This is a genomic window from Salimicrobium jeotgali, from assembly GCF_001685435.2.
GTDB lineage: Bacteria > Bacillota > Bacilli > Bacillales > Halobacillaceae > Salimicrobium > Salimicrobium album.
Genome location: NZ_CP011361.2, coordinates 1,458,359 through 1,480,278, shown reverse-complemented (window position 1 = coordinate 1,480,278; position 21,920 = coordinate 1,458,359). Strand labels below are relative to the sequence as shown.

General features: G+C 47.1%; 21 protein-coding genes. 18 read left to right on the top strand and 3 right to left on the bottom strand.

The genetic code is table 11. The features are described from left to right. On the top strand, positions 1–609 hold the full coding sequence (gene pyrE, locus AAV35_RS07440) for an orotate phosphoribosyltransferase (RefSeq protein WP_008589797.1): 609 nt from the start codon (positions 1–3) through the stop codon (positions 607–609). 109 nt (positions 610–718) lie between these two features. Here the strand turns inward: pyrE and AAV35_RS07435 are convergent, their stop codons facing one another. Beyond that, a complete protein-coding gene (locus AAV35_RS07435) occupies positions 719–2,458 on the bottom strand; it encodes an Rqc2 family fibronectin-binding protein (RefSeq protein WP_008589800.1) in 1,740 nt (579 codons plus the stop codon). Positions 2,459–2,674: 216 nt separating this feature from the next. Here AAV35_RS07435 and remA point away from each other — a divergent pair, with 216 nt between their 5' ends. From remA to AAV35_RS07370, 13 genes are all read left to right on the top strand, one after another. Further along, positions 2,675–2,938, top strand: a complete 264-nt coding sequence (remA, locus tag AAV35_RS07430) for an extracellular matrix/biofilm regulator RemA (protein ID WP_008589801.1) — start codon at positions 2,675–2,677, stop codon at positions 2,936–2,938. 13 nt (positions 2,939–2,951) lie between these two features. Then, a complete protein-coding gene (gmk, locus tag AAV35_RS07425) occupies positions 2,952–3,572 on the top strand; it encodes a guanylate kinase (RefSeq protein WP_008589803.1) in 621 nt (206 codons plus the stop codon). Continuing rightward, positions 3,569–3,796, top strand: coding sequence for a DNA-directed RNA polymerase subunit omega (rpoZ, locus tag AAV35_RS07420; protein WP_008589805.1), 228 nt, complete (start codon positions 3,569–3,571; stop codon positions 3,794–3,796). Before gmk ends, rpoZ begins: the two co-directional genes overlap by 4 nt. A 77-nt stretch (positions 3,797–3,873) precedes the next feature. Beyond that, entirely contained in the window at positions 3,874–5,070 is a 1,197-nt protein-coding gene (gene coaBC, locus AAV35_RS07415; protein WP_008589807.1) for a bifunctional phosphopantothenoylcysteine decarboxylase/phosphopantothenate--cysteine ligase CoaBC, read from the top strand. Beyond that, positions 5,067–7,472 (top strand): primosomal protein N', encoded by a 2,406-nt coding sequence (gene priA / locus AAV35_RS07410; RefSeq protein WP_008589809.1) that lies wholly within the window; start codon positions 5,067–5,069, stop codon positions 7,470–7,472. Before coaBC ends, priA begins: the two co-directional genes overlap by 4 nt. A gap of 16 nt (positions 7,473–7,488) precedes the next feature. Continuing rightward, the gene (gene fmt, locus AAV35_RS07405; protein ID WP_008589810.1) at positions 7,489–8,436 is read left to right on the top strand and encodes a methionyl-tRNA formyltransferase; all 948 of its coding nucleotides are present in this window, start codon (positions 7,489–7,491) and stop codon (positions 8,434–8,436) included. Then, positions 8,429–9,772 carry a 16S rRNA (cytosine(967)-C(5))-methyltransferase RsmB gene (gene rsmB, locus AAV35_RS07400; protein ID WP_040609328.1) on the top strand — a complete coding sequence of 448 codons (1,344 nt, stop codon included), beginning with the start codon at positions 8,429–8,431 and terminating at the stop codon, positions 9,770–9,772. Before fmt ends, rsmB begins: the two co-directional genes overlap by 8 nt. 9 nt (positions 9,773–9,781) lie before the next feature. Then, positions 9,782–10,543 (top strand): Stp1/IreP family PP2C-type Ser/Thr phosphatase, encoded by a 762-nt coding sequence (locus tag AAV35_RS07395; RefSeq protein WP_008589814.1) that lies wholly within the window; start codon positions 9,782–9,784, stop codon positions 10,541–10,543. After that, positions 10,543–12,450 (top strand): Stk1 family PASTA domain-containing Ser/Thr kinase, encoded by a 1,908-nt coding sequence (gene pknB, locus AAV35_RS07390; RefSeq protein WP_008589816.1) that lies wholly within the window; start codon positions 10,543–10,545, stop codon positions 12,448–12,450. Before AAV35_RS07395 ends, pknB begins: the two co-directional genes overlap by 1 nt. A gap of 12 nt (positions 12,451–12,462) precedes the next feature. Beyond that, the gene (gene rsgA, locus AAV35_RS07385) at positions 12,463–13,329 is read left to right on the top strand and encodes a ribosome small subunit-dependent GTPase A (protein WP_008589818.1); all 867 of its coding nucleotides are present in this window, start codon (positions 12,463–12,465) and stop codon (positions 13,327–13,329) included. Between the two features lie 3 nt (positions 13,330–13,332). Further along, positions 13,333–13,983, top strand: coding sequence for a ribulose-phosphate 3-epimerase (gene rpe, locus AAV35_RS07380; RefSeq protein ID WP_008589819.1), 651 nt, complete (start codon positions 13,333–13,335; stop codon positions 13,981–13,983). A 12-nt stretch (positions 13,984–13,995) separates the two neighbouring features. After that, positions 13,996–14,655 (top strand): thiamine diphosphokinase, encoded by a 660-nt coding sequence (locus AAV35_RS07375; protein ID WP_008589821.1) that lies wholly within the window; start codon positions 13,996–13,998, stop codon positions 14,653–14,655. 131 nt (positions 14,656–14,786) lie between these two features. Next, positions 14,787–16,142 carry an IS1182 family transposase gene (locus tag AAV35_RS07370; protein WP_065757349.1) on the top strand — a complete coding sequence of 452 codons (1,356 nt, stop codon included), beginning with the start codon at positions 14,787–14,789 and terminating at the stop codon, positions 16,140–16,142. Between the two features lie 223 nt (positions 16,143–16,365). Here AAV35_RS07370 and rpmB read toward each other — a convergent pair whose 3' ends face one another. After that, positions 16,366–16,554 carry a 50S ribosomal protein L28 gene (gene rpmB, locus AAV35_RS07360; RefSeq protein ID WP_008587981.1) on the bottom strand — a complete coding sequence of 63 codons (189 nt, stop codon included), beginning with the start codon at positions 16,552–16,554 and terminating at the stop codon, positions 16,366–16,368. Between the two features lie 187 nt (positions 16,555–16,741). Between rpmB and AAV35_RS07355 the strand changes: the two genes are divergently transcribed. Together AAV35_RS07355 and AAV35_RS07350 are read left to right on the top strand one after the other, a co-directional pair. Further along, on the top strand, positions 16,742–17,107 hold the full coding sequence (locus AAV35_RS07355) for an Asp23/Gls24 family envelope stress response protein (RefSeq protein WP_008587979.1): 366 nt from the start codon (positions 16,742–16,744) through the stop codon (positions 17,105–17,107). A 36-nt stretch (positions 17,108–17,143) separates the two neighbouring features. Then, complete coding sequence (locus AAV35_RS07350; RefSeq protein WP_008587977.1) at positions 17,144–18,799, top strand: DAK2 domain-containing protein; 1,656 nt, start codon at positions 17,144–17,146, stop codon at positions 18,797–18,799. Positions 18,800–18,866: 67 nt separating this feature from the next. On the opposite strand, the gene AAV35_RS07345 is transcribed toward AAV35_RS07350, so the two are convergent. After that, a complete protein-coding gene (locus AAV35_RS07345) occupies positions 18,867–20,141 on the bottom strand; it encodes an NCS2 family permease (RefSeq protein WP_008587975.1) in 1,275 nt (424 codons plus the stop codon). Between the two features lie 214 nt (positions 20,142–20,355). Here AAV35_RS07345 and sdaAB point away from each other — a divergent pair, with 214 nt between their 5' ends. Continuing rightward, positions 20,356–21,018 (top strand): L-serine ammonia-lyase, iron-sulfur-dependent subunit beta, encoded by a 663-nt coding sequence (gene sdaAB / locus AAV35_RS07340; protein WP_008587974.1) that lies wholly within the window; start codon positions 20,356–20,358, stop codon positions 21,016–21,018. Positions 21,019–21,031: 13 nt separating this feature from the next. Continuing rightward, positions 21,032–21,901 carry an L-serine ammonia-lyase, iron-sulfur-dependent, subunit alpha gene (sdaAA, locus tag AAV35_RS07335; RefSeq protein WP_008587971.1) on the top strand — a complete coding sequence of 290 codons (870 nt, stop codon included), beginning with the start codon at positions 21,032–21,034 and terminating at the stop codon, positions 21,899–21,901. Positions 21,902–21,920: the final 19 nt, after the last annotated feature.

The window sequence follows — 21,920 nt, the reverse complement described above, 5'->3', positions numbered from 1 at the left end:
GTGAAGTTAGCAGAGGCATTAATGGAAATCGGGGCTATTCAAATTAACACCGCTGAATTTTTCACGTGGACCTCCGGTATTGAATCCCCGATATATTGTGATAACCGTCTTACCATTTCTTACCCGTCCGTCAGAAAGGAAATATGCAGGCAGTTTGCAGCCAGAATCAAAGAGCTGCCCGGGGAAGTGGACGTGATCGCAGGATGTGCAACGGCAGGCATCCCTCACGCAGCGTGGTTGTCTGAAGAACTCGGGCTGCCGATGGTCTATGTGCGAGGGTCCAAAAAGAAGCATGGAAAAGAGAATCTTATTGAAGGAGAAATTACCGCGGGACAGAGGGTCGTCGTTATCGAGGATCTCATTTCCACCGGAGGTTCGGCTGTGCAGGCTGCAGCAGCACTGAAGGATACCGGGGCGCACGTGAAGGAAGTTTTAAGTATATTTACATACGAACTGCCACAATCAGCAGATGTATTCCGTGAGGCGGATCTTTCTTACAGCTCTTTACTCACTTATTCGGAACTGATCGATACTTTGAACTTGAATGAAGAGAATAAAAGAGTTCTGGAAAATTGGCGGAGCTCGATGAAGGAGAAAAAGGGCAAGTAAGTTCCGGAAGCTGCTCTTTGCAATGACAGAAAAGGCCCGGCAGAAAAGGAGAATGTCTCCTGGCCTGCCGGGCCTGAATGAGTTTTTCGCTTATGGGAATCTTATCTCCTTACTGTCCGGATGGCCGGTTCCCGGTTTCAGCGTTACGTCGCAGTTGTCTGATTGATTTTTCTTCCGGAGTGACGAAAAGGGTTTTCTGCCGATCATACGTCACAAATCCCGGCTTAGCCCCGGAAGGTTTTTTCACATATTTGATTTTCGTGTAATCGACAGGGACCGAAGAAGAAGCCGAGTACTTACTGAAGTAGGCTGCCAGCTGAGCTGCTTCCGTAAGAGTTTCCTCTGCAGGGTCGTTGTCTTTAATGACGACGTGAGACCCGGGGATATCTTTTGCGTGCAGCCAGATATCTTCTTTATTAGCGAGTCTGCTGGTTACGTACTCATTTTGCAGGTTGTTTCGCCCTACGTACAGTTCTGTGCCATCGGAAGCAGTGTACTTCTCCGGCGAAGGTTTCTGTTTTTTGTTTTTTCTTTTTCCGGTGTTCGCACGTTTTTTCATGTATCCTTCGTCCCGCAATTCTTCCCTGATTTCTTCCACGTCCTGGGTTCTTGCGGATTCCACCTGTTGAAGAAGTCTTTCCAGGTACTCGATTTCCCCTTCAGTTTTCCTGATTTCCTTTTCGACGTATATTTTTGAGTTTTTCAGTTTCTGATAAGTCTGGAAAAAGTTCTGCGCGTTTTGACTCGCCGTCTTGTTAGGGTTCAGGTCGATGACGAGATCGGGCTGGTCTTCTTTGTAATAGTCCGTTACCGTCACCTCGGCGTCTCCGTTTTTGACCATGTGCATGTGAGCTGTAAGAAGTTCTCCCAGTTTCTGATAATCCTCGGCAGCCTCTGATTTTTTCAACGTTTCTTTATGCTTTTTGATTTTGCGGTGGTTTTTGTCGATTTCATTTTTAAGGAATCTGTGCAGGTCCCCTGCCTGCTGCTTCACCCGGTCCCGTTCCGCTTTTCCGGAATAATAAGCATCCAGCATTTTGCTGACAGAGGTATAAACCGTGCGGTCGGCATTCAGGTGTTCAAGTGGCAGAACGTGAAAAGTCTCTTTCTCCCCCTCATAAACAGCAGGTGTATAGGAATGGGACGTGATCAGTTCTTTTAATGAATCGTAAGCTTCACTGAACCCGGATACGTCTCCGAGACCGGCTCTGTAAACGAGTTCCTTCGTAATTACAGGAGAGAAACCCATAACGATATTCAGAAGCTGCCGGTCCATCTTCCCTGAATTGAAATCCAGTTTACGCACGATATCCTCTCCATCGAGATCCAGTGGGGAAATTTTTCCCTGACCGGGTGGTGCGATGTAGGGTTGCCCGGGCATAATGGTCCTGTACGTATTCTGGGCCGGCGGCAGGTGCTTGATACTGTCAAGAATGTGTCCGCCTTCCCGGTCCACGAGCATTACGTTCGAATGTTTGCCCATGATTTCTATAATTACCGTTTTAAGCGTCTCGTCGCCTATTTCGTTTTTCGTACGAACTTGCATGTGTACGATCCGTTCGTTCTCTATCTGTTCGACCCGTTCAAGAAAACCTCCCACAAGATGCTTTCTCAGGAGCATACAGAACATAGGGGGCTGCTTAGGGTTGTCGTACGAATCTTCCGTCAAATGGAACCTCGAGTAAACAGAGTGGGCGGAAACGAGTAACGAATGGTTAGTCCTGTCTTTTCTCACCTGAAATACGAGTTCTGTTTCCGTAGGCTGATATATTTTAGTGATTCTTCCTGTCTCTAGTGTTTCGTTCAGTTCATGAACCGTTGCGCGTGTTACGATTCCGTCGAATGCCATAATGTCTTCACCTCTTGTCACAGTATAGCACGGAACACAAACGTACGTTCAAGTATCGCACAAACCGAAAAATTTTGTTACACTATACTGCATGGTTGTGGAATACAAAATGAAAAGCATCTAAATTATCCGGCGTATCACTTGAGGAAAACGCTTGGAATCGCCTATAATAAGGGTAATATAGTGTTAGTCAAAAGTTGTTGGGAGGATACGGATTTGAGTTTAAAACTAATCAACATAGGTTTCGGAAATGTCGTTTCAGCGAATCGCATCATTTCAATTGTGAGCCCTGAGTCAGCCCCTATCAAACGGATTATTACTATTGCAAGAGATAACAACAAGCTGGTCGATGCTACATATGGAAGGCGCACACGTGCCGTGATCGTAACAGATTCCGATCATGTAGTCCTGTCCGCAGTACAGCCGGAGACAGTAGGACAACGCGTGCTGAGTCACGAAGAAATTTCTGACGATAACTAGGAGGAAAAGCGGTGTGATAAAAGAAAAAGGTATTTTATTTGTATTATCCGGCCCATCCGGTGTCGGAAAGGGGACGGTCCGCAAAGCTCTTTTTGAACAGGATACTGACCTCAGATATTCGATCTCCATGACTACGAGAGCACCACGTGAAGGTGAGAAAGATGGAGTGGATTATTTCTTCAAAACGAGAAACGAATTCGAAAAACTGATCTCCGAGGGCGAACTGATAGAGTACGCGGAGTATGCGAATAACTATTACGGCACACCGAAAGCGTATGTGCAGCAGACTCTCGAAGAAGGTAAGGACGTATTTCTGGAAATCGAAGTGAATGGGGCGTTGCAGGTTCGCGAAAACTTTCCGGAGGGAGTATTCGTTTTCCTCATTCCTCCTTCCCTTGAAGAACTGAAAGACAGAATCGTGAACAGGGGTACGGAAACGGAAGAGAAAATTAAGGCGAGACTGGAAGCTGCAAGAGACGAAATCGATATGATGGATAATTATGATTATGTCATCGTCAATGATAACGTGGACCATGCCGTCTCTAAAGTACAGTCCGTCGTACTAAGTGAACATTGCAAAAGAAGCCGTGTTGCAAAACAATATAAACAGGCACTGGAGGAGGATTTAACATGATGCTTGAACCGTCCATCGACTCTCTGCAAAAGCAGATCAGTTCAAAATACACCCTCGTAGCTCTCTCTGCCCGCCGGGCGAGAGAACTGAAGCAGGGAGCAGAACCGCTCGTTGAAAAGACGAAGTCACCACAGTCTGTCGGTGTCGCACTGCAGGAAATCGAAGAAGGGGAACTTTCCTATTCATATTCGGATAAAGTGCACACGCGTACGGAAAAAGATTAATAGTAAGAGAGAAAGAGCCGCGTGGACAGCGCGGCTCTTGTTTATAGCAGAGGATTTTACCTGAGGAGGGACCGTTTATGCTTGAGAATAAGAAGATAGTACTTGGGGTTTCAGGCGGAATCGCCGCCTACAAAGCAGCTTCGCTTACAAGTAAGCTAACGCAGCAGGGGGCAGTCGTGAAAGTGATCATGACGGATCACGCTAAAAACTTTGTCGGTGCCTCCACTTTCCAGGCGTTATCAAGACAGCCTGTGTACGACGACACTTTTGATGAACAGGATCCGGAGGGAGTGCAGCACGTAGATCTGGCCGACTGGGCTGACCTGTTTATGCTGGCTCCTGCTACTGCCAATCTTATCGGAAAACTTGCGAACGGCATCGCTGATGATATGCTCACGACGACTTTACTGGCAACGGAAGCTCCAGTTTATATAGCCCCGGCCATGAACGTGCACATGTACCAGCATCCCTCGGTCATCTCCAACCTTAAGAAGCTGAACAGCTTCGGATTCAAATTTATAGAACCGGGGGACGGGTATCTCGCCTGCGGATACGTAGGTAAAGGGAGACTTGAGGAGCCTGAAACGATCATAGCCGTACTCGAGAATGAAATGAAAAGGACGAAAGTATTACAGGGAAAGAGAATTCTTATTACAGCAGGACCAACAAGGGAAAAAATCGATCCGGTACGTTTCTTTTCCAATCCCTCCACCGGGAAGATGGGCTTCGCTCTTGCAGGGCAGGCCGCCGAGATGGGAGCTGAAGTGACCCTTATAAGCGGGCCCGTAAACCTGGAGACTCCTCCGGGTGTGAACAGAATTGATATCACTTCCGCCTCCGATATGTTTGAATCGGTAATCGAACATTTCCCGGGGCAGGACGTGACGATCAAAACGGCTGCTGTAGCGGATTACCGGCCTTCCGTAACTTACGAACACAAGATGAAGAAAAAAGACGAAGCGTTAGGAGTAAGCATGGAACGTACGACCGATATTTTAAAAGAGCTCGGGAGGCGGAAAGAAACCCAGTTCCTTGTCGGATTTGCAGCAGAAACGCAGCAGGTGAAAGAGTATGGAAGACAGAAATTGGAAAGCAAAAACCTGGATGCTGTCGTAATTAACGATGTTTCCGAAGAAGGATCGGGATTCGCCGCAGACACAAACCGGGTTATCTGGATGAGCAAAAGGAATGAGGAGACCCTCCCTCTTCTTGATAAACAGGAAACGGCGAAAGAGATCCTTTACAGAATCGCCGAGGAGATGAAGGGTGTATGATCGCTAAAGTGATCGTCGACGTTCCGACGAACCAGACGAACCGGCCTTTTGACTATTTAATCCCTGAAGAATTCACTCATGTTATCGACATAGGTATGCGGGTGATTGTACCATTTGGTCCGAGGAAAATACTCGGGTACGTTGTAGGATTTGAAGAGAGGACCGACGTGGAGAAAGTCAAATCTCTGGAGGAAGTGCTGGATGTTACTCCTGTCCTTACCCCTGAGCTTCTGCGTTTGGGGAAATGGCTTGCCTCCCGGACGCTAAGCTTCTATATTTCCTGTCTCCAGGTAATGCTTCCACAGGTGTTGAAAGCAAAATATAAAAAAGAAATCTGGAGAATAGAAGAACACCTTCCCGAAGAGCTTGAAAATCTGTTCCAGGGGAGTGACGTGCTTACGAGCGAAGAATGGGAAGCATCTTCTTTCAAATATCATCACTTAAAGAAGTGGGTGGATGATGGCTATCTCGATGTACGTTATGAAGTGAAAAGTAAAGAAACTAAACGGAAAATCACTGTAATTGAACCGGGAGCGGAGCCGGTGAGATTAGAGGAACTGATTGCAGAGATACCTGCACAGGCTAAAAAACAGCGGGCTCTGATCGACTTTTTTGTGGACTACCCTGATCCTATTCCGAAAAAAGATTTACTGAACTTCGTAAAGACGACGGATGCTTCACTGAACCCCCTCCTTAAGAAGGGGTATTTGCAATCCTACAGCCAGGAAATTTTAAGGGACCCTTATGAAGGCCATACCTTTACGAGTACGAGCCCTCCCCCGCTCACCCGATATCAGCAGCAGGCTATGGATGAGATTGTGGATTCGGTGAAGAATGAAAAGCCTGATGTGTATTTGCTGCATGGTGTGACCGGAAGTGGAAAGACGGAAGTTTACATGCAGTCCATCCAGGAAGTTTTGGCACGTGGGGAAGAAGCGATTATGCTGGTGCCGGAAATAGCACTTACTCCGCAGATGGTGGAACGATTCAAAGGTAGATTCGGATCTAAAGTGGCAGTATTACACAGTGCGCTTTCCGCCGGGGAAAAGTACGACGAATGGCGAAAAATCCAGCGGCGGGACGTTCAGGTTGTAGTAGGAGCCCGTTCGGCGATTTTCGCCCCTTTCAGAAACCTCGGTCTCATCATCATCGATGAGGAACATGAAACGAGTTATAAACAGGAAGACCGGACGAGATACCATGCAAGGGACGTAGCTCTGAAGCGGGCTTCGGAACATGGCTGCCCGGTAGTGCTCGGGTCGGCGACTCCTTCCCTTGAAAGCTTCGCCAGAGCACAAAAAGGAAATTACCGGCTTCTTGAACTGCCTGAACGTATGAATGAACAGGCTATGCCGACAGTGGAACTGGTCGACATGAGAGATGAACTGCACGAAGGGAACAGGTCCATGTTTTCCCAGTCGTTGAAAGCAAAACTTGAAGAGCGTCTCCAAAAGGGTGAACAGTCCGTATTGTTCCTGAACCGGAGGGGTTACTCCACTTTCGTTATGTGCAGGGACTGCGGGCACGTCGTCGAATGTCCGTACTGTGATATTTCCATGACGTATCACAGGAATCAGGAACGTCTGAAATGCCACTACTGTTCTTTTGAAAAACCGATGCCCTCGAAGTGTCCGGAATGTGAAAGTAAAACGATCCGGTATTTTGGTACGGGAACGCAGAAAGTGGAAGAGCATCTTCAACAGCTGATCCCCGAAGCCAGAATAATTCGGATGGACGTAGATACTACGAGGCGAAAAGGGGCACATGAGAAGCTGCTCACAAAATTCGGAAACAATGAAGCGGACATTCTGCTCGGCACTCAAATGATAGCCAAAGGCCTTGATTTCGGGAACGTCACGCTTGTAGGAGTACTTGCTGCAGACTCCCTGTTAAATCTCCCGGATTTCCGTGCGTCCGAGAAGACGTTTCAGCTGTTAACCCAGGTGAGCGGTCGAGCGGGACGTCACGAGAAAGAGGGCGAGGTGGTCGTTCAGACGTATACTCCCGATCATTACAGCATCCAGCTGGCCAGTACGTATGACTTCAACCGGTTCTACGAGGAGGAGATGAAGTACAGAAAAATGTTCCATTACCCTCCTTTTTATTACCTGACGCTGCTCACTGTTTCGCACCCCAATACATTTCAGGCGCAGGAAGTCACCAGAAAAATCGCTCAATATCTGAAGCAGAATCTCTCGGAGACTGCCGAGGTGCTGGGGCCGACTCCTTCCCCGCTTGAACGGATCAATAATAGATATCGCTATCAAACAATGGTAAAATACAAATCAGAACCGGACCAGCAGAAGTATGTTCAGAGAATAATGAATTACTATGAAAGCGAAATGAAAGAGCAGAACGGTTTACAGATTATCGTTGATTTTCAACCGTACCAGCTTATGTAAAGGGAAGGATACTTTTATGACGAACATTGTACTTATGGGAACACCGGATTTTTCTGTTCCGGTTTTGAATAGACTTATAGAAGAAGGATACAACATCTCACTTGTAGTAACACAGCCGGACAGGCCGAAAGGGAGAAAGAAGATTTTAACCCCTCCACCGTTGAAAGAAGCGGCGGAAGCATCGGGTATCCCGGTGTTTCAGCCCGAAAAAGTGAAGAAAGAATATCAGAAAATATTGGAGTATGACCCGGATCTGATAATCACTGCGGCGTACGGGCAGATTTTACCGAAAGGCCTTCTCGATTACCCGCGACTTGGAGCGATAAATGTTCATGCGTCCCTTCTTCCCGAATATCGGGGAGCGGCTCCTATCCACTATGCGCTGATGGATGGCAGGAAAGAGACCGGTGTAACCATTATGTATATGGTTCCGGAACTCGATGCAGGAGATATGCTTTCCGCGAAAAGGATAAATGTGAATGAAGAAGATGATGTAGGCAGTCTGCATGATAAACTGGCGCAGACCGGCGCTGAATTGCTGTCGGAAACCTTACCATCTCTTATAAATGGCACCATTGAGGCAGAGGAGCAGGATGCTTCCAAAGCTACTTTCGCTCCTACCATTAAAAGAGGGGAAGAACTCGTCGATTTCAGCCGTCCCCGTGACGTGGTGTGGGGGCATATACGCGGAATGAGCCCGTGGCCGGTCGCCTATACTTACTGGGGCGGGAAACCGCTGAAGTTATGGGCTGCACAAAAATACGACCAGACCGGGAGCCAGGCTCCCGGTACAGTGATAGATAAAACAAAAGAGGGAATAGTCGTCGTCTGCGGGGACGGAAACAGCGTTGTTATTACAGAACTGCAGCCTTCCGGTAAAAAACGGATGGATGGAACTTCTTTTATCAATGGTATCGGCCAGACGATGGAAATCGGAGAAGTGCTGGGTGAAAACGATGAGTAATACAGTGCGGGAATCAGCTCTATATCTTTTGACTCGTGTCGGGGAAGAAGGCGGGTTCAGCCACGTTCTCGTCAATCGGGAAATTGAAAATGGCCAATTCTCCTCTCAGGATTCCGGTCTTCTCACCGAACTCGTATATGGAACGCTTCAGCACAGAGATCTGCTGGATTACTGGCTGGAGCCCTTTATGAAAAAGCAGAAGAAAATCACTCCCTGGGTGAAGTGGCTCCTTTATATGTCCGTGTATCAAATGGAAATGCTTGACCGGATCCCGGATCATGCTGTGTTGAATGAGGCTGTATCCATCTCCAAACGAAAAGGTCACAAGGGGACAGCCTCGTTTACGAACGCGGTTCTGCGTTCTGTACAAAGGGAAGGAGTCCGTTCTGCAGACGAAATCGAAGACTCTGCCGAAAGACTCGCCGTACGAACGAGTCATCCTCACTGGCTGGTCAACCGCTGGATCGATCAGTACGGGTATGAGACTACAGAAAGTATGTGCATGACGAACCAGCTTCGTATGCCGGAAAGCATAAGGGTACAGCCTTTGCTTTTGAGCAGGGGAGAGGCCGTAACAGAGCTTGAACGGGACGGGTTTGAGGTCGAAGAGTCCCGCTTTTCCTCCCAGGGAATCATTTTACATGAGGGGAATATCATTAAACATCGCCTTTTCCGGGAGGGACTTGTGACTATTCAGGATCAGAGTTCCATGCTTGTGGCCGAACTGATGAATCCCGAGCCGGGACAGACAGTACTTGATGCCTGTGCCGCCCCGGGAGGAAAAACCACTCACATAAGCGAAAAGATGAAGAACGAGGGTACCGTTTACGCCTACGATCTCCATAAGAAGAAAGCGGCTCTTATTAGAGAAAAGGCGAATATCCTCCGGTTGACGAATATTCACGCGGAGAATTACGATGCCAGAAAACTTCAGGATAAGCATGAAAATGAAACGTTCGACCACGTGCTGGTAGATGCCCCGTGTTCAGGTTTTGGAGTTATACGAAGCAAACCCGATATTAAATACAGTAAAAAAGAAGAAGACATTTACAGGTTGAGGGAAGTTCAGGATCATATTCTGGATCACGTGGCACCACTATTGAAAGAGAATGGTCTGCTGGTGTACAGCACCTGTACGGTAGACCGGCATGAAAATGACGAAGCAGTACGGGATTTTCTGAAGCGCCACCCTGCATTTGAGATGGAAGATTTCGTCGACAGAGTACCGGAAGACTTACAGCATCGCGTCATTACCGGGATCGGCCTCCAGATTTTTCCTCAGGATGCGGACTCCGACGGATTTTTTGTTACTCTGCTCAGAAAAAAATCGAAATGAGGTGAGAGTGTGGAAGGACTTTTTCGCACAGATAAAGGTAAAGTAAGACCTCACAATGAAGATTCGGGTTCTGTCAGTAAACATCCCTCCGGAAACGTCTGGCTGGCCGTCGTTGCCGATGGTATGGGCGGACACCGGGCGGGAGATGTAGCAAGTAAAATTGCCGTAGATCGTATGGAGGCGTCTTTTAACGAAAAGGAGTCTTTTGAAGATTCCAAAGATATAAAAAGCTGGTTCGAAGAAATAATTCATGAAATCAACGGAGAAGTCCTCCGTCTGGGCTCTCTGCACAGGGAGTACCAGGGGATGGGCACGACGGTTGTAGCTGCCGTGTGTACACCGTATATGATCGGCATAGTGAACGTCGGTGACAGTCGCTGTTACATAGCTGACGTTAACGGATTCCGTCAGGCTACCAGCGATCATTCCCTCGTTAATGAGCTGGTACGTGCCGGCCGGATTTCCGAGAAGGAAGCGGAAGACCACCCGAGAAAAAATATTCTTACTCAGGCTATCGGAACAGAGAAGAACATTTCACCTGATCTGTACTTTCCTTCAACAGAAGGAGACACACGAATTCTGCTTTGTTCCGACGGGCTGACAGATAAAGTGTCGGATCCGGAACTTTCAAAACTTCAGGACTTCAGCGAGCAGGACGAAGGGCTCGTCCAACATTGGATCGACCTTGCAAATGAGCGCGGGGGAGAAGACAATATTTCTCTTGCTGTCATTAAAAGACCTGCTTTTACTGATAAAGAAGGTGAAAGATAATGCTTGAAAATCAATGGCTAAATGACCGCTATCTTGTAAAGGAAATGATCGGCGGCGGAGGGATGGCGTATGTTTATTTAGCTTTTGACACTGTCAGCGAGCGGGAAGTGGCCGTTAAAGTACTTCGCATGGAGTACGGGGAAGATGAAGAGTTCATCGCCAGATTCCATCGTGAAGCCCAGGCTTCCATAAGTCTTAACCACCCTAATATCGTAAATATATTTGACGTGGGGGAAGAACAGGGTATCTATTACATGGTAATGGAGTTCATAGAAGGGATGACGCTGAAAAAATACATACAGTACCATTCTCCGGTCGACCCTGCTGAAGCTGTCGGCATTATGAGACAGATCACCGAAGCTATGGATTATGCTCACGCCAACGGTCTGATTCACCGGGATATTAAACCTCAGAACATTCTTATCAGTCCTCAGGGTGCAGTGAAAGTGACCGACTTCGGTATAGCCATGGCGCTTTCCTCCACTGCACTTACCCAGACGAACGCGGTACTCGGTTCCGTCCATTATTTATCGCCTGAGCAGGCCAGAGGCGGTACAGCGACCAGAAGATCGGATATTTATTCTCTCGGTATCGTCCTGTTCGAACTATTGACCGGTCGCCTCCCTTTTTCCGGGGAGTCTCCGGTATCTGTCGCACTGAAACATCTCCAGCATGATACACCTTCCATATCCAAATATACAGAAGTCCCGCAAAGCATGGAAAATATCGTATTGAAAGCCACTGCCAAAAATCCTCTGCACCGCTACTCTGAAGTTGAAGAAATGGATGAAGATCTAAGCAGATGTCTGATGGAAAGAAACCCTGCTCCTTTTGAACTCCCGGAGGAAGAAGGCGAAGAAACGAAGGCGATTCCTGTGGTGACGGAAGACTACCGTTCCGGGGGCGCGGAAGAGACTTTACTACACACAGGCGACAAACCTCCGGAGAAGAAAAAAAGGAAAAAGGGCAGAGTCTGGATTATCGCCTTTATCATTTTTCTGTTTTTAGGTGGAGGGGCGGCTGTAGCAGTACCGATGGTTCTTGGACCGAAAGAAGTCGAAGTGGCTGATGTTACCGGAATGGAATATGAAGATGCCTACAGTACTCTTCGTGATTCCAGTCTGCAGGTGGAAAGGGGAAGCGCCTATTCCGATGACGTGGAGGAGGGCAACGTAATTCAGATAAGCCCTTCTCCGGGAAGCATGGTCCCTGAAGAAACGGAAGTCACAGTTGTCTCCAGCAGGGGGAAAAGGACTGTGAAGATATCGGATTACACAGGGGAAGACTTCGGGGGCGCGAAAAAAGCACTTGAAGAAAAAGGGTTCACTTCCGTATTTTCCATCCATAACAGTTCGGAACGTCCCGCGGGTGAAATTCTTGAACAACTGCAGCCGGCTGCCGATCGTAAAGTGATCCCCGGCGAGACCAGTGTATTGTTCAGAGTAAGCTCCGGTCCTCCGAAAGTTCTGCTCAGACCCCTGAGGGGCATGGGTGAGGACAAAGCCCGGGCATATCTGGAAGGAGAGGGGATGAAGGTGAAAGTCGAAGAACAGTTTTCGGGGGAGGTGGAGGCCGGAAAAATAGTATCCCAGTCTCCGGACGCTTTCTCGGAAATCGAGAGAGGTACCAAGGTCACGGTAAGTCTCTCGCTGGGCCAGAAGGAGAAACCGATGAAAGAAAAGACGTTGACTTTCGATCTCCCCTACACCGGTGAGAATGGGGAAGAGGAGACGTATCAGATATTTTTGAAGGATGCTAACACGAAGGATGAGGAAGTTTTCCTGGAAAAAGTCATTACGGAAGAGAAAACTGTGGAAATAGATGTACAGATAAGAGAGGGAGAGGAAGCTGTATACCGTGTGGAGAAGCACGGGGAAATTGTGAAAGAAGGTAAGGCGAAATATTAGAGGAGGAATGGGATGGCTCGTGGTATCATTATCCAATCACTGAGCGGGTTTTACGATGTGTTGATGGGTGAGGAAGTTTACCGTTGTAGAGGTCGTGGATTGTTCAGAAACAAAAAAATCAGCCCGCTTGTCGGGGATGTCGTTCAATTCGACCCTGAACAACGGTACCTTCTTTCTGTGGAAGAAAGATCGAATGAACTCATTCGTCCTCCTATTGCCAATATTGATCAGGCAATCGTGGTAGTCTCTGCAGTGGAACCTAAGTTCAACTCCCGACTGCTCGACAGGTTCTTAGTTTTAATAGAGGCTAAAATGATAAATCCTGTAATTGTCATTTCAAAACAGGACCGGGTTACCGCTTCGGAAGATATAGCAAAGTACCGCAGGATTTACGAGCAGGCAGGATACGAGGTCATTTTGACTGATCCCGGAAACGAAGAGGCACTCATCCGGGTCAAAGATCTTTTCAAAAGCAAAACAACTGTGATAGCAGGACAATCGGGGGTAGGGAAGTCCACTCTGCTGAATGCTCTGCAGTCCTCTCTTTTTCTCGAGACGGGAGAAATATCCCGCAGTCTTGGCAGAGGAAAACACACGACGAGGAGAGTCGAGCTGTTTTCAATCAATGGAGGTCTGGTGGCGGACACCCCCGGGTTCAGCTCTCTCGATTTTGATCCGGTAACATCTGTGAGTCTGGCAGAGTGCTTTCCGGAAATCAGAGAGTACGCTCCCGATTGTAAATTCAGGGGATGTATACATGACAGGGAACCAAAGTGTGCTGTGAAACAGGCAGTCGAGGATGGGAATATCCATGAGTTCAGGTACGACCATTACATTGAATTTTTACACGAAATACAAAACAGAAAGCCGAGGTATTGAATTATGACCAAATTAGCCCCATCTATTCTTGCTTCAGATTTTGCCAACCTGGAATCGGAAATTAAGGAAGTGGAACAGGCAGGAGCGGATTATATCCATGTTGATGTTATGGATGGAAAATTCGTACCTAATATTTCTATAGGTATACCTGTCGTAAAAGCTATTCGTCCGGTAACTGATCTGCCGCTGGACGTTCATCTGATGATCAGTGACCCGGAAAATTATGTGGAGGCATTTGCCGAAGCGGGCGCATCCATAATTACTGTTCATCAGGAGGCTACATCTCACCTGCACCGAACCATTCAGCTGATAAAAAACAGCGGGACAAAAGCCGGCGTGGTTATTAATCCGGCAACCCCTGTCGAAATGCTAAAACCGATTCTGCATGAAGTGGAGCTTGTACTGGTGATGTCCGTAAACCCCGGTTTTGGAGGTCAGAAGTTTATTCCGGAGGTCATGGAGAAAGTGGAGAAACTTTATACGTGGAGAAAAGAAATGAACAATTATTCCTACGAAATTGAAGTGGACGGAGGAGTCAATAAAGAAACCTCCGGCTTATGCAAACAGGCAGGAGCTGATGTGCTCGTGGCCGGAAGTGCGATATTCAACGACCGGGACCGGGAAAAAGCTGTATCAGAAATTCGGGACAGTTAGGGGCTTTCAGATATGAGCTTAATTGCAATTGTAGGCGGGGGACCGTCGCAGTATATACCGGAGAACTTTTACGAGGATGTATCTTTCTGGATAGGAGCAGACGGTGGAGCGCAGGTGCTTTTGGAAAGAGGGATGCGTGTGGATCTGGCAATCGGTGACTTTGACTCGGTCACTTCCGACACGCTTCGAAAAATCAAAGAAGAAGCTTACGAAACGAAGGTTTACTCCCGTGAAAAAGATGAGACAGACCTTGAACTGGCAGTACAGGAAGCCATTTCGAAAGGAGCGGATCACATTCTGTTTTACGGGGTTACAGGCGGAAGGATGGATCACACGCTGGCTAACATTCAACTTCTGTACCCCATGATTCAGCAAAATCTTAAAGGGACGATTGTGGACCGTCAAAACGAAATCGAAGTGAAACTTCCGGGGGTGCATACCGTTGAATATAGTGACGATTACCCTTACGTGTCTTTCATCCCCCTTTCCCTTAAGGTGAAGAGCTTGTCCCTGCAGGGGTTCAAGTATCATCTGGAAGCGGAGGATCTGCCTATCGGCTCCACGTTGTGCCTTTCCAACGAACTGGAAAAGGAAACTGGAACTTATTCCTTTGAAGAGGGGATCGTGCTGACGATCAAAAGCAGAGATGCAGCTCCATACATTCCTGAATAATAAAAAAAGCACCCCGAGGGGTGCTCAGGCTGTCGAGAAAGTCTCGGCAGCTTTTATTTTTTCTGTTTTTTTAATAGATCACCGCGTTAATTTGTTATAATAGCTGTAACTTATCAACGAAAGGTGATTGGATGTTTCAATCTAAAACTGAACGACAAAATGAAATCGAAATGGTTACCATTGAAGAGCTTGTCCCTGAAGATCATCTCCTACGCAAAATTGACCAATACATAGATTTTTCTTTCATTCCTGAAAAAGTCCGTCCTTACTATTCAGAAGATAATGGTCGTCCCTCTTTGGATCCTCTTGTTTTATTCAAAATGATGTTCATTGGTTATATTTATGGCGTTCGTTCCGAACGCGAATTGGAGCGACAAATTCAAACGAATGTTGCTTATCGTTGGTTCTTAGGGTTGAATCTTACAGACAAAGTCCCCCATCATTCCACTATTAGTTGGAACCGCCGCACTCGTTTCAAAGACACGGATATCTTTCAAGAAGTTTTTGATGAAATCGTGCTCCAAGCGATGAACCACCGTATGGTCTCCGGCCGTGTATTATTCACAGATTCCACGCACTTGAAAGCCAACGCTAATAAGAAGAAATTCTCAAAACAAGAAGTTGAAGTAGAAACGGTAGACTACCTCGAAGATTTGGAAGAAGCCGTAAGAAAAGATCGTGAAGATCATGAAAAAAAGCCTCTGAAGGAAAAGGAGGGGGTAAAAAAGACAAAGGAAATTAAGGTTAGCGACACGGATAGCGAGAGTGGTTATCTTTACCGGGAGAATAAGCCGGAAGGCTTCTTTTATCTTGATCACCGTACCACAGATTTAAAGCATAACATCATTACTGATGTTCATGTAACGCCAGGAAATATTCATGATTCCAGACCTTACTTACAACGTTTGGATCGCCAAATCGAACGATTTGGCTTTGAGGTGGAAGCTGTAGGTCTAGATGCCGGCTATCTGACGAACCCTATATGTCATGGGCTTATAATGGAAAGAGGAATATTTGGAGTTATTGCTCATCGAAGGTACCAGTCAAAGAAAGGGCTTCTTCCGAAATGGAAATATGCATATGATGAAGAGCGGGATGAATATGTGTGCCCCCAGGGTGAAGTTTTAAGCTATTCGACCACCGATCGTGAGGGGTATCGGCATTACAAATCAAACCCTGAAAATTGTGCAGATTGCCCTCTTCTAGCGAAGTGTACCCAAAATAAGAAGTATCAAAAAACGATCACTCGCCATGTATGGGAAAGCTCGAAGGAGAAGGTTCGGTTGAACCGGCTTTCTAATGAAGGCAAGTGGATCTATCGCATGAGAAAAGAGAAAGTTGAACGTAGCTTCGCAGATTCAAAAGAACTGCACGGGCTGCGTTATTGTCGCTTGCGCGGAAAAGAGAATGTATGCGAACAAGCGTTACTGACGGCGGCCTGCCAAAACATGAAAAAGATTGCCCTCCACCTATCCAGGGTGAGATAGGTGAAGGAGAGTCTTTTTCGGTGAGGGGAGGGCGAATACCAGGAGACTCCTGCGGAAAAACGGGCGACCCGAGACCCCGCAGTGTGGGTTTTCACGAGGGAGGCTCGGGCGTTCGTCCGCGGAAAGCGAGTGGTATTCGCCCGCACGAACTGCACAAAAAAAGCTTGCAGAAAAACACGGGGTTTCTCTACAAGCTGAGCACCCCGAGGGGTGCTTTTTAGCATCATACGCGAGTTACTTTGCCTGATTTCAGCTCGCGGGCAGAAACGTAAACTTTTTTCGGTTTTCCATCAACGAGGATGCGAACCTTTTGTACGTTAGCTTTAAATTTACGTTTATTTGCGTTCATAGCGTGAGAACGATTGTTCCCGCTCCGGGTTTTACGTCCAGAAACGACACAACGACGTGCCATATCGAATCCCTCCAATTTACAATTTAGATACTTAATTACTCTATCATAGTCAAAAACGTAATGCAATCCATTATATCAAGAATTTCCTCTTGACAGAACGATTCAATTGTTACAGAGTATTATAGGGAAGAAGGTCGTCCTGTGTTATAATTGCTGGGCATGGAGAACATGTTAAAGGAGGATCCGAATGTCGGTAGAAATGAATACAAATAATGGTCAAATTACAATAAGCACCGAAGTTATTTCCACAGTCGCCGGTGGGGCTGCAGTAGAATGCTACGGTATAGTAGGCATGGCTTCGAAAAACCAGCTGAGAGACGGACTGTCGGAAATGTTGAAGAAAGAGAACTTCTCCCGGGGAGTGGTAGTGCGTCAGGAAGAGGAAGAAGTACATATTGATATGTACATCATTGTGAGTTATGGTACGAAAATTTCCGAGATAGCCCACAACGTACAATCTCAGGTTAAATATACTTTAGGCAAAACGATCGGACTCACGGTAAGCTCCGTTAACATCTATATACAGGGCGTACGAGTGACGAGTGACGATTAGATCAAACTGAGAAAGTCAGCTAAAGGAGGAAGAAGCGTGAGTTTACAGGAGTTGGATGGGCGGACCTTCGCAGCGATGGTGCTTCAGGGTTCCCGCTACTTGTCGAAGAATGCTCAAATGATTGATGCTCTGAACGTGTTTCCCGTTCCTGATGGGGATACGGGTACAAACATGAACCTTTCCATGACTTCAGGTCAGGAAGAAGTTAAAAGTATTACGAGTGATCATACCGGAGAGGTTTCCAAAGCTTTAGCCAAAGGGTTGCTGATGGGAGCACGGGGCAACTCGGGTGTCATTTTGTCCCAACTGTTCCGCGGATTTTCAAAATCGATGGAAACGAAACGGACAGTAACGACCACAGACTATGCCACCGCCATGGCCCGAGGGGTGGAAACGGCTTACAAAGCAGTTATGAAACCGGTGGAGGGCACGGTTCTTACGGTGGCCCGCGAGGCAAGTGAAGAAGCTCAGAAGGCCGCGGAAGAGGAAAAAGAGTTCATCCCGTTTCTCGAACGGGTAGTAACAGCTGCGAAAAAGTCTCTGGAAAACACACCCGAACTGCTTCCTGTATTGAAGGAAGTAGGAGTCGTCGACAGCGGGGGCCAGGGTTTTCTGACTATTTATGAAGGGTTTCTTGCCAATCTCAAAGGAGAAGAGGTGCAGGAAGAAGATACTTCAATTGATATGGAAGACATGGTCAGTGCCGAACACCATAAATTGAACCAGGATTTTATGAATACGGAAGATATCCACTATGGATATTGCACGGAGTTCATGGTGAAGTTCGAAGAAGCAAAGCTTGAAGAAACCGCTTATGATGAAGATGCTTTTCGCGAAGATTTAAGTGAATTCGGCGACTCTCTTCTCGTAGTATCGGATGAAGAGCTTATCAAAGTCCACGTTCATGTGGAAGACCCGGGCAAAGCCCTGAGTCTTGGTCAGCGATACGGAAGTCTGACGAATATTAAAATAGAAAATATGAGGGAACAGCACACGTCTATTGTAGGTGACAAAGCGTCCCGTCCCCGTGAGAAAAGCGAATTAGGCATCGTAACAGTTGCTATGGGTGACGGGGTGAAGAAACTTTTTGAAAGCCTCGGCGTATCGGTAGTTATCGAAGGCGGACAGACGATGAATCCGTCTACGAAAGATATATCGGAAGCTATCAAAAAAGCTCATGCGAAACACATACTTATTCTCCCTAACAATAAGAATATTATAATGTCTGCAGAACAGGCAGCCGATCTTGCAGAAGAAGAGGTGGCTGTAGTTCCGAGCAAAAGCATACCCCAGGGGATGAGCGCTATGCTTGGATTCTCCTCTGAATTGAGTCTTGAGGAAAATAAGGAAGCGATGGACGGGCTGCTTGGAGAAGTCAAGACCGGCCAGGTAACTTATGCAGTACGGGATACAAAAATAGAAGGAGTCTCGATAGAGAAAGATCATTTCATGGGGATCCATGACGGTGATATAGCGGTTTCGGATTCTGACCGTCTGCAGACGGCCAAGGTACTGCTTTCCGATATGATTGCTGAGGAAGACGAAATTCTGACGGTGATATACGGAGAGGAAGTGTCAGAGAAGGAACTGACCGATCTGAAATCATTTATTGAAGCGGAATTCGAAGATGTGGAAATAGAGGTGCATGAAGGCGGTCAGCCCATCTACTCTTATATATTCTCTGTTGAATAATAAAAAGCGCACCACAAAAGGTGCGCTTTTTATTATGGAAAAATATAACAGTTTAATCATTCTTATACTACAGAGATAGAGCCCTGAGCAGTAATTCTATGAGAAAGGCCGAGGCGATAAGAATTATCGGCACGGTCAGCTCTTTCTGTTTTCCCATCGCTATTTTAACGAGAAGATAGGCGATAAATCCGAATGCCAACCCATCGGGAATGGAGTAAGTGAAAGGGATCATTGCTATCATAAGAAATGCCGGGAGTGCTTCTGATAAGTCATCGAAAGGAATGTGCTTGATTTCCTGAACCATCAGGGAACCGACGATAATGAGAATCGGGCTGATGGCGGTGGACGGAACAATAGATATCCACGGAATAAGAAACAGTGTGGCGATGAAAAGTATCGCCATTGTTAAAGAGGCGCGCCAGGTCTTCCCGCCAGCTGCAATTACTGCTGCACTTTCTGCCGAAGAGACGGTAGGGGATGTGCCGAGAAATCCGCTGGTAAAAGAAGAAAAAGCGGTAGCCTGGTAGGATTTATGGAATTTCGTATCGGTTTTATTTCCGACCATATCCAGCTGACTGTGTATCAGTCCCATATTTTCGAATATAAGCACAAGAGCTAATGGGAAGACTCCCATCCAGAAGCCGAACTCAGTGGCCACGGAAAAATCAGGCGCGAAAACCCACTGCTGTTCCCTGAAATTAAGGGAAGGCTGGGGTTCGCCCAATATTCCGGCAAAATAGGCTATCCCTGTGCCGACTGCAAGGGTGATCAGGAAGTTGCCCGGAACATTCTTCGCAAAGAGAAAAATCGCAATAAACAGTGTCGCAACACTGGTAAGAACGACCGGCGAAGACAGTTCCCCGAGAGCAATGAGCGACTGTTCTCCTTTCACTACTATACCGCCTTTTTCAAGACCGAGAAGAGCAAGGAAAAATCCGATACCCACCGTAATCGCATGTATAAGCGATACAGGCAGTGCCCTGCTCAGCCAGGCTCCAAGAGAAGTGAAAGCAGTAATCAGGAAGACCAGGGAGGCGACGACAACGACAGCCAGACCCTGTTCATAAGTGAATCCCGCACCCTCGACAATGGAGTAAGCAAATAGTGCGTTAATCCCCATACCCGGTATGAGTACCATAGGAGCATTGGCATACAGGGCGATAAGAAGACACCCGAGTGCACTTGCTGCTATGGTGGCCACCATTCCTGTTTCCAGGGGAAGGCCTGCATCAGAGAGTATTTGACTGTTAACGGCAACGATGTATACGGTCGTGAAATAACCGATAAATCCGGCGATCAGTTCCTGTTTCCAGGAATTTTGCTTTCCGTTTTTATTCAGCATTTCGATCTCCTTATGAAATTGTCCCTCTCCCGCCCGGTTTCGTAGGAACCCACAGCTTATTATTGTACCCGTTACGGGATAATATAGCAAACAGGGAATTTGTAAGCGCTATCTATGCTGTCATATCAGCATTACATTAACGGATGAAAGTAGGGGAAATGAGATTTTTGTGATAAAATGACAATAGATGATTTATGGAGAGAGGAAGGGTAGGATGAAGTACAGGTCTGTGTTCGACATAATTGGTCCGGTTATGATAGGTCCGTCAAGTTCTCATACGGCTGGAGCCGCACGTATTGGAAGAGCGGCCAGAGATTTATTCGGAAGGACACCGGAAGAAATCGATATACATTTTTACGGTTCTTTCAAGTCTACGTTTAAAGGTCACGGGACAGATGTGGCGATTGTCGGAGGTGTGCTCGGGTACGAGACGTTCGATGACCGGATTAAAACGTCTCTTGAAACTGCGGAAAAAGAAGGGATTAAAGTACTTATACACGAAGAACAAGCTGAACCGGAACATCCGAACACTGCCAGGCTGCGCCTGAAAAGCGGTACTGAAGAGCTTGAACTTACAGGTATATCCATCGGGGGAGGAAAAATTGAAATCACCGAACTGAACGGTTTCCCTCTTCATCTCACAGGCGAACATCCCGCAGTCGTTCTTTTGCATGATGACCGCTACGGTGCAATAGCTTCGGCTACCGCCATACTGGCTAAAGAAAAGATAAACATAGGAAGAATGGAAGTTTCACGGAAAGCAGAAGGTGCTAAGGCTTTAATGATTATCGAAGTGGATCAGAACCTGACGGATTCGGTTATGGAAGAACTTCAGGAAGCCGATCATATCTCGAGAGCTGCACGTATTTCAGAATAAAGGGGAGAACGGCATGTTTCGTAATGTTGCAGAATTGATTGAAAAAGCAAAAGAAGATAATATCCCTGTGTCCGAAGTGATGATCAGACAGGAGATGGAAGCGAAAGAACTGAGCCGGGATAAGGTGATGACCCAGATGGAAGAGAACCTTACTGTAATGGAGGAAGCGGTGGAAGAAGGGATCAAAGGAGTACAATCCCACAGTGGACTCACAGGCGGGGACGCTGTACTTATTCAGAAGTACATGAAAGAAAAACAGCCGTTATCGGGAGATCTTCTTCTTGATGCAGTAAGTAAGGCGGTGGCGACGAACGAAGTGAACGCTGCGATGGGAAGGATCTGTGCTACTCCGACGGCGGGAAGCGCCGGATGTGTCCCGGGGACTCTTTTCGCAGTGAAAGACAGACTTAACGCCTCCCGGGAGGATATGCTCCGCTATTTATTCACTTCAGGTGCTTACGGATTCGTCGTTGCAAACAATGCTTCCATTTCCGGGGCGGCAGGAGGATGTCAGGCTGAAGTCGGTTCGGCTGCCGGTATGGCGTCTGCAGCTATCGTCGAGATGGCCGGAGGGACTCCTGAACAGACAGCGGAAGCTATGGCTATCACTCTTAAAAATATGCTAGGATTAATTTGTGATCCCGTGGCCGGACTGGTTGAAGTTCCGTGCGTTAAAAGAAATGCGATGGGGGCATCTCAGGCTATAGTCTCTGCGGACATGGCTCTTGCAGGAGTTACCAGCAGAATTCCGTGCGATGAAGTGATAGATGCTATGTTCAAGGTCGGCCAGCGCATGCCTTCGGCTTTTCGTGAAACAGCTGAAGGAGGTCTTGCAGCAACACCTACCGGCAAAGCACTGGAGAAGAAAATTTATGGGTCTTGAACCGGGAAAGAGTGAGAAG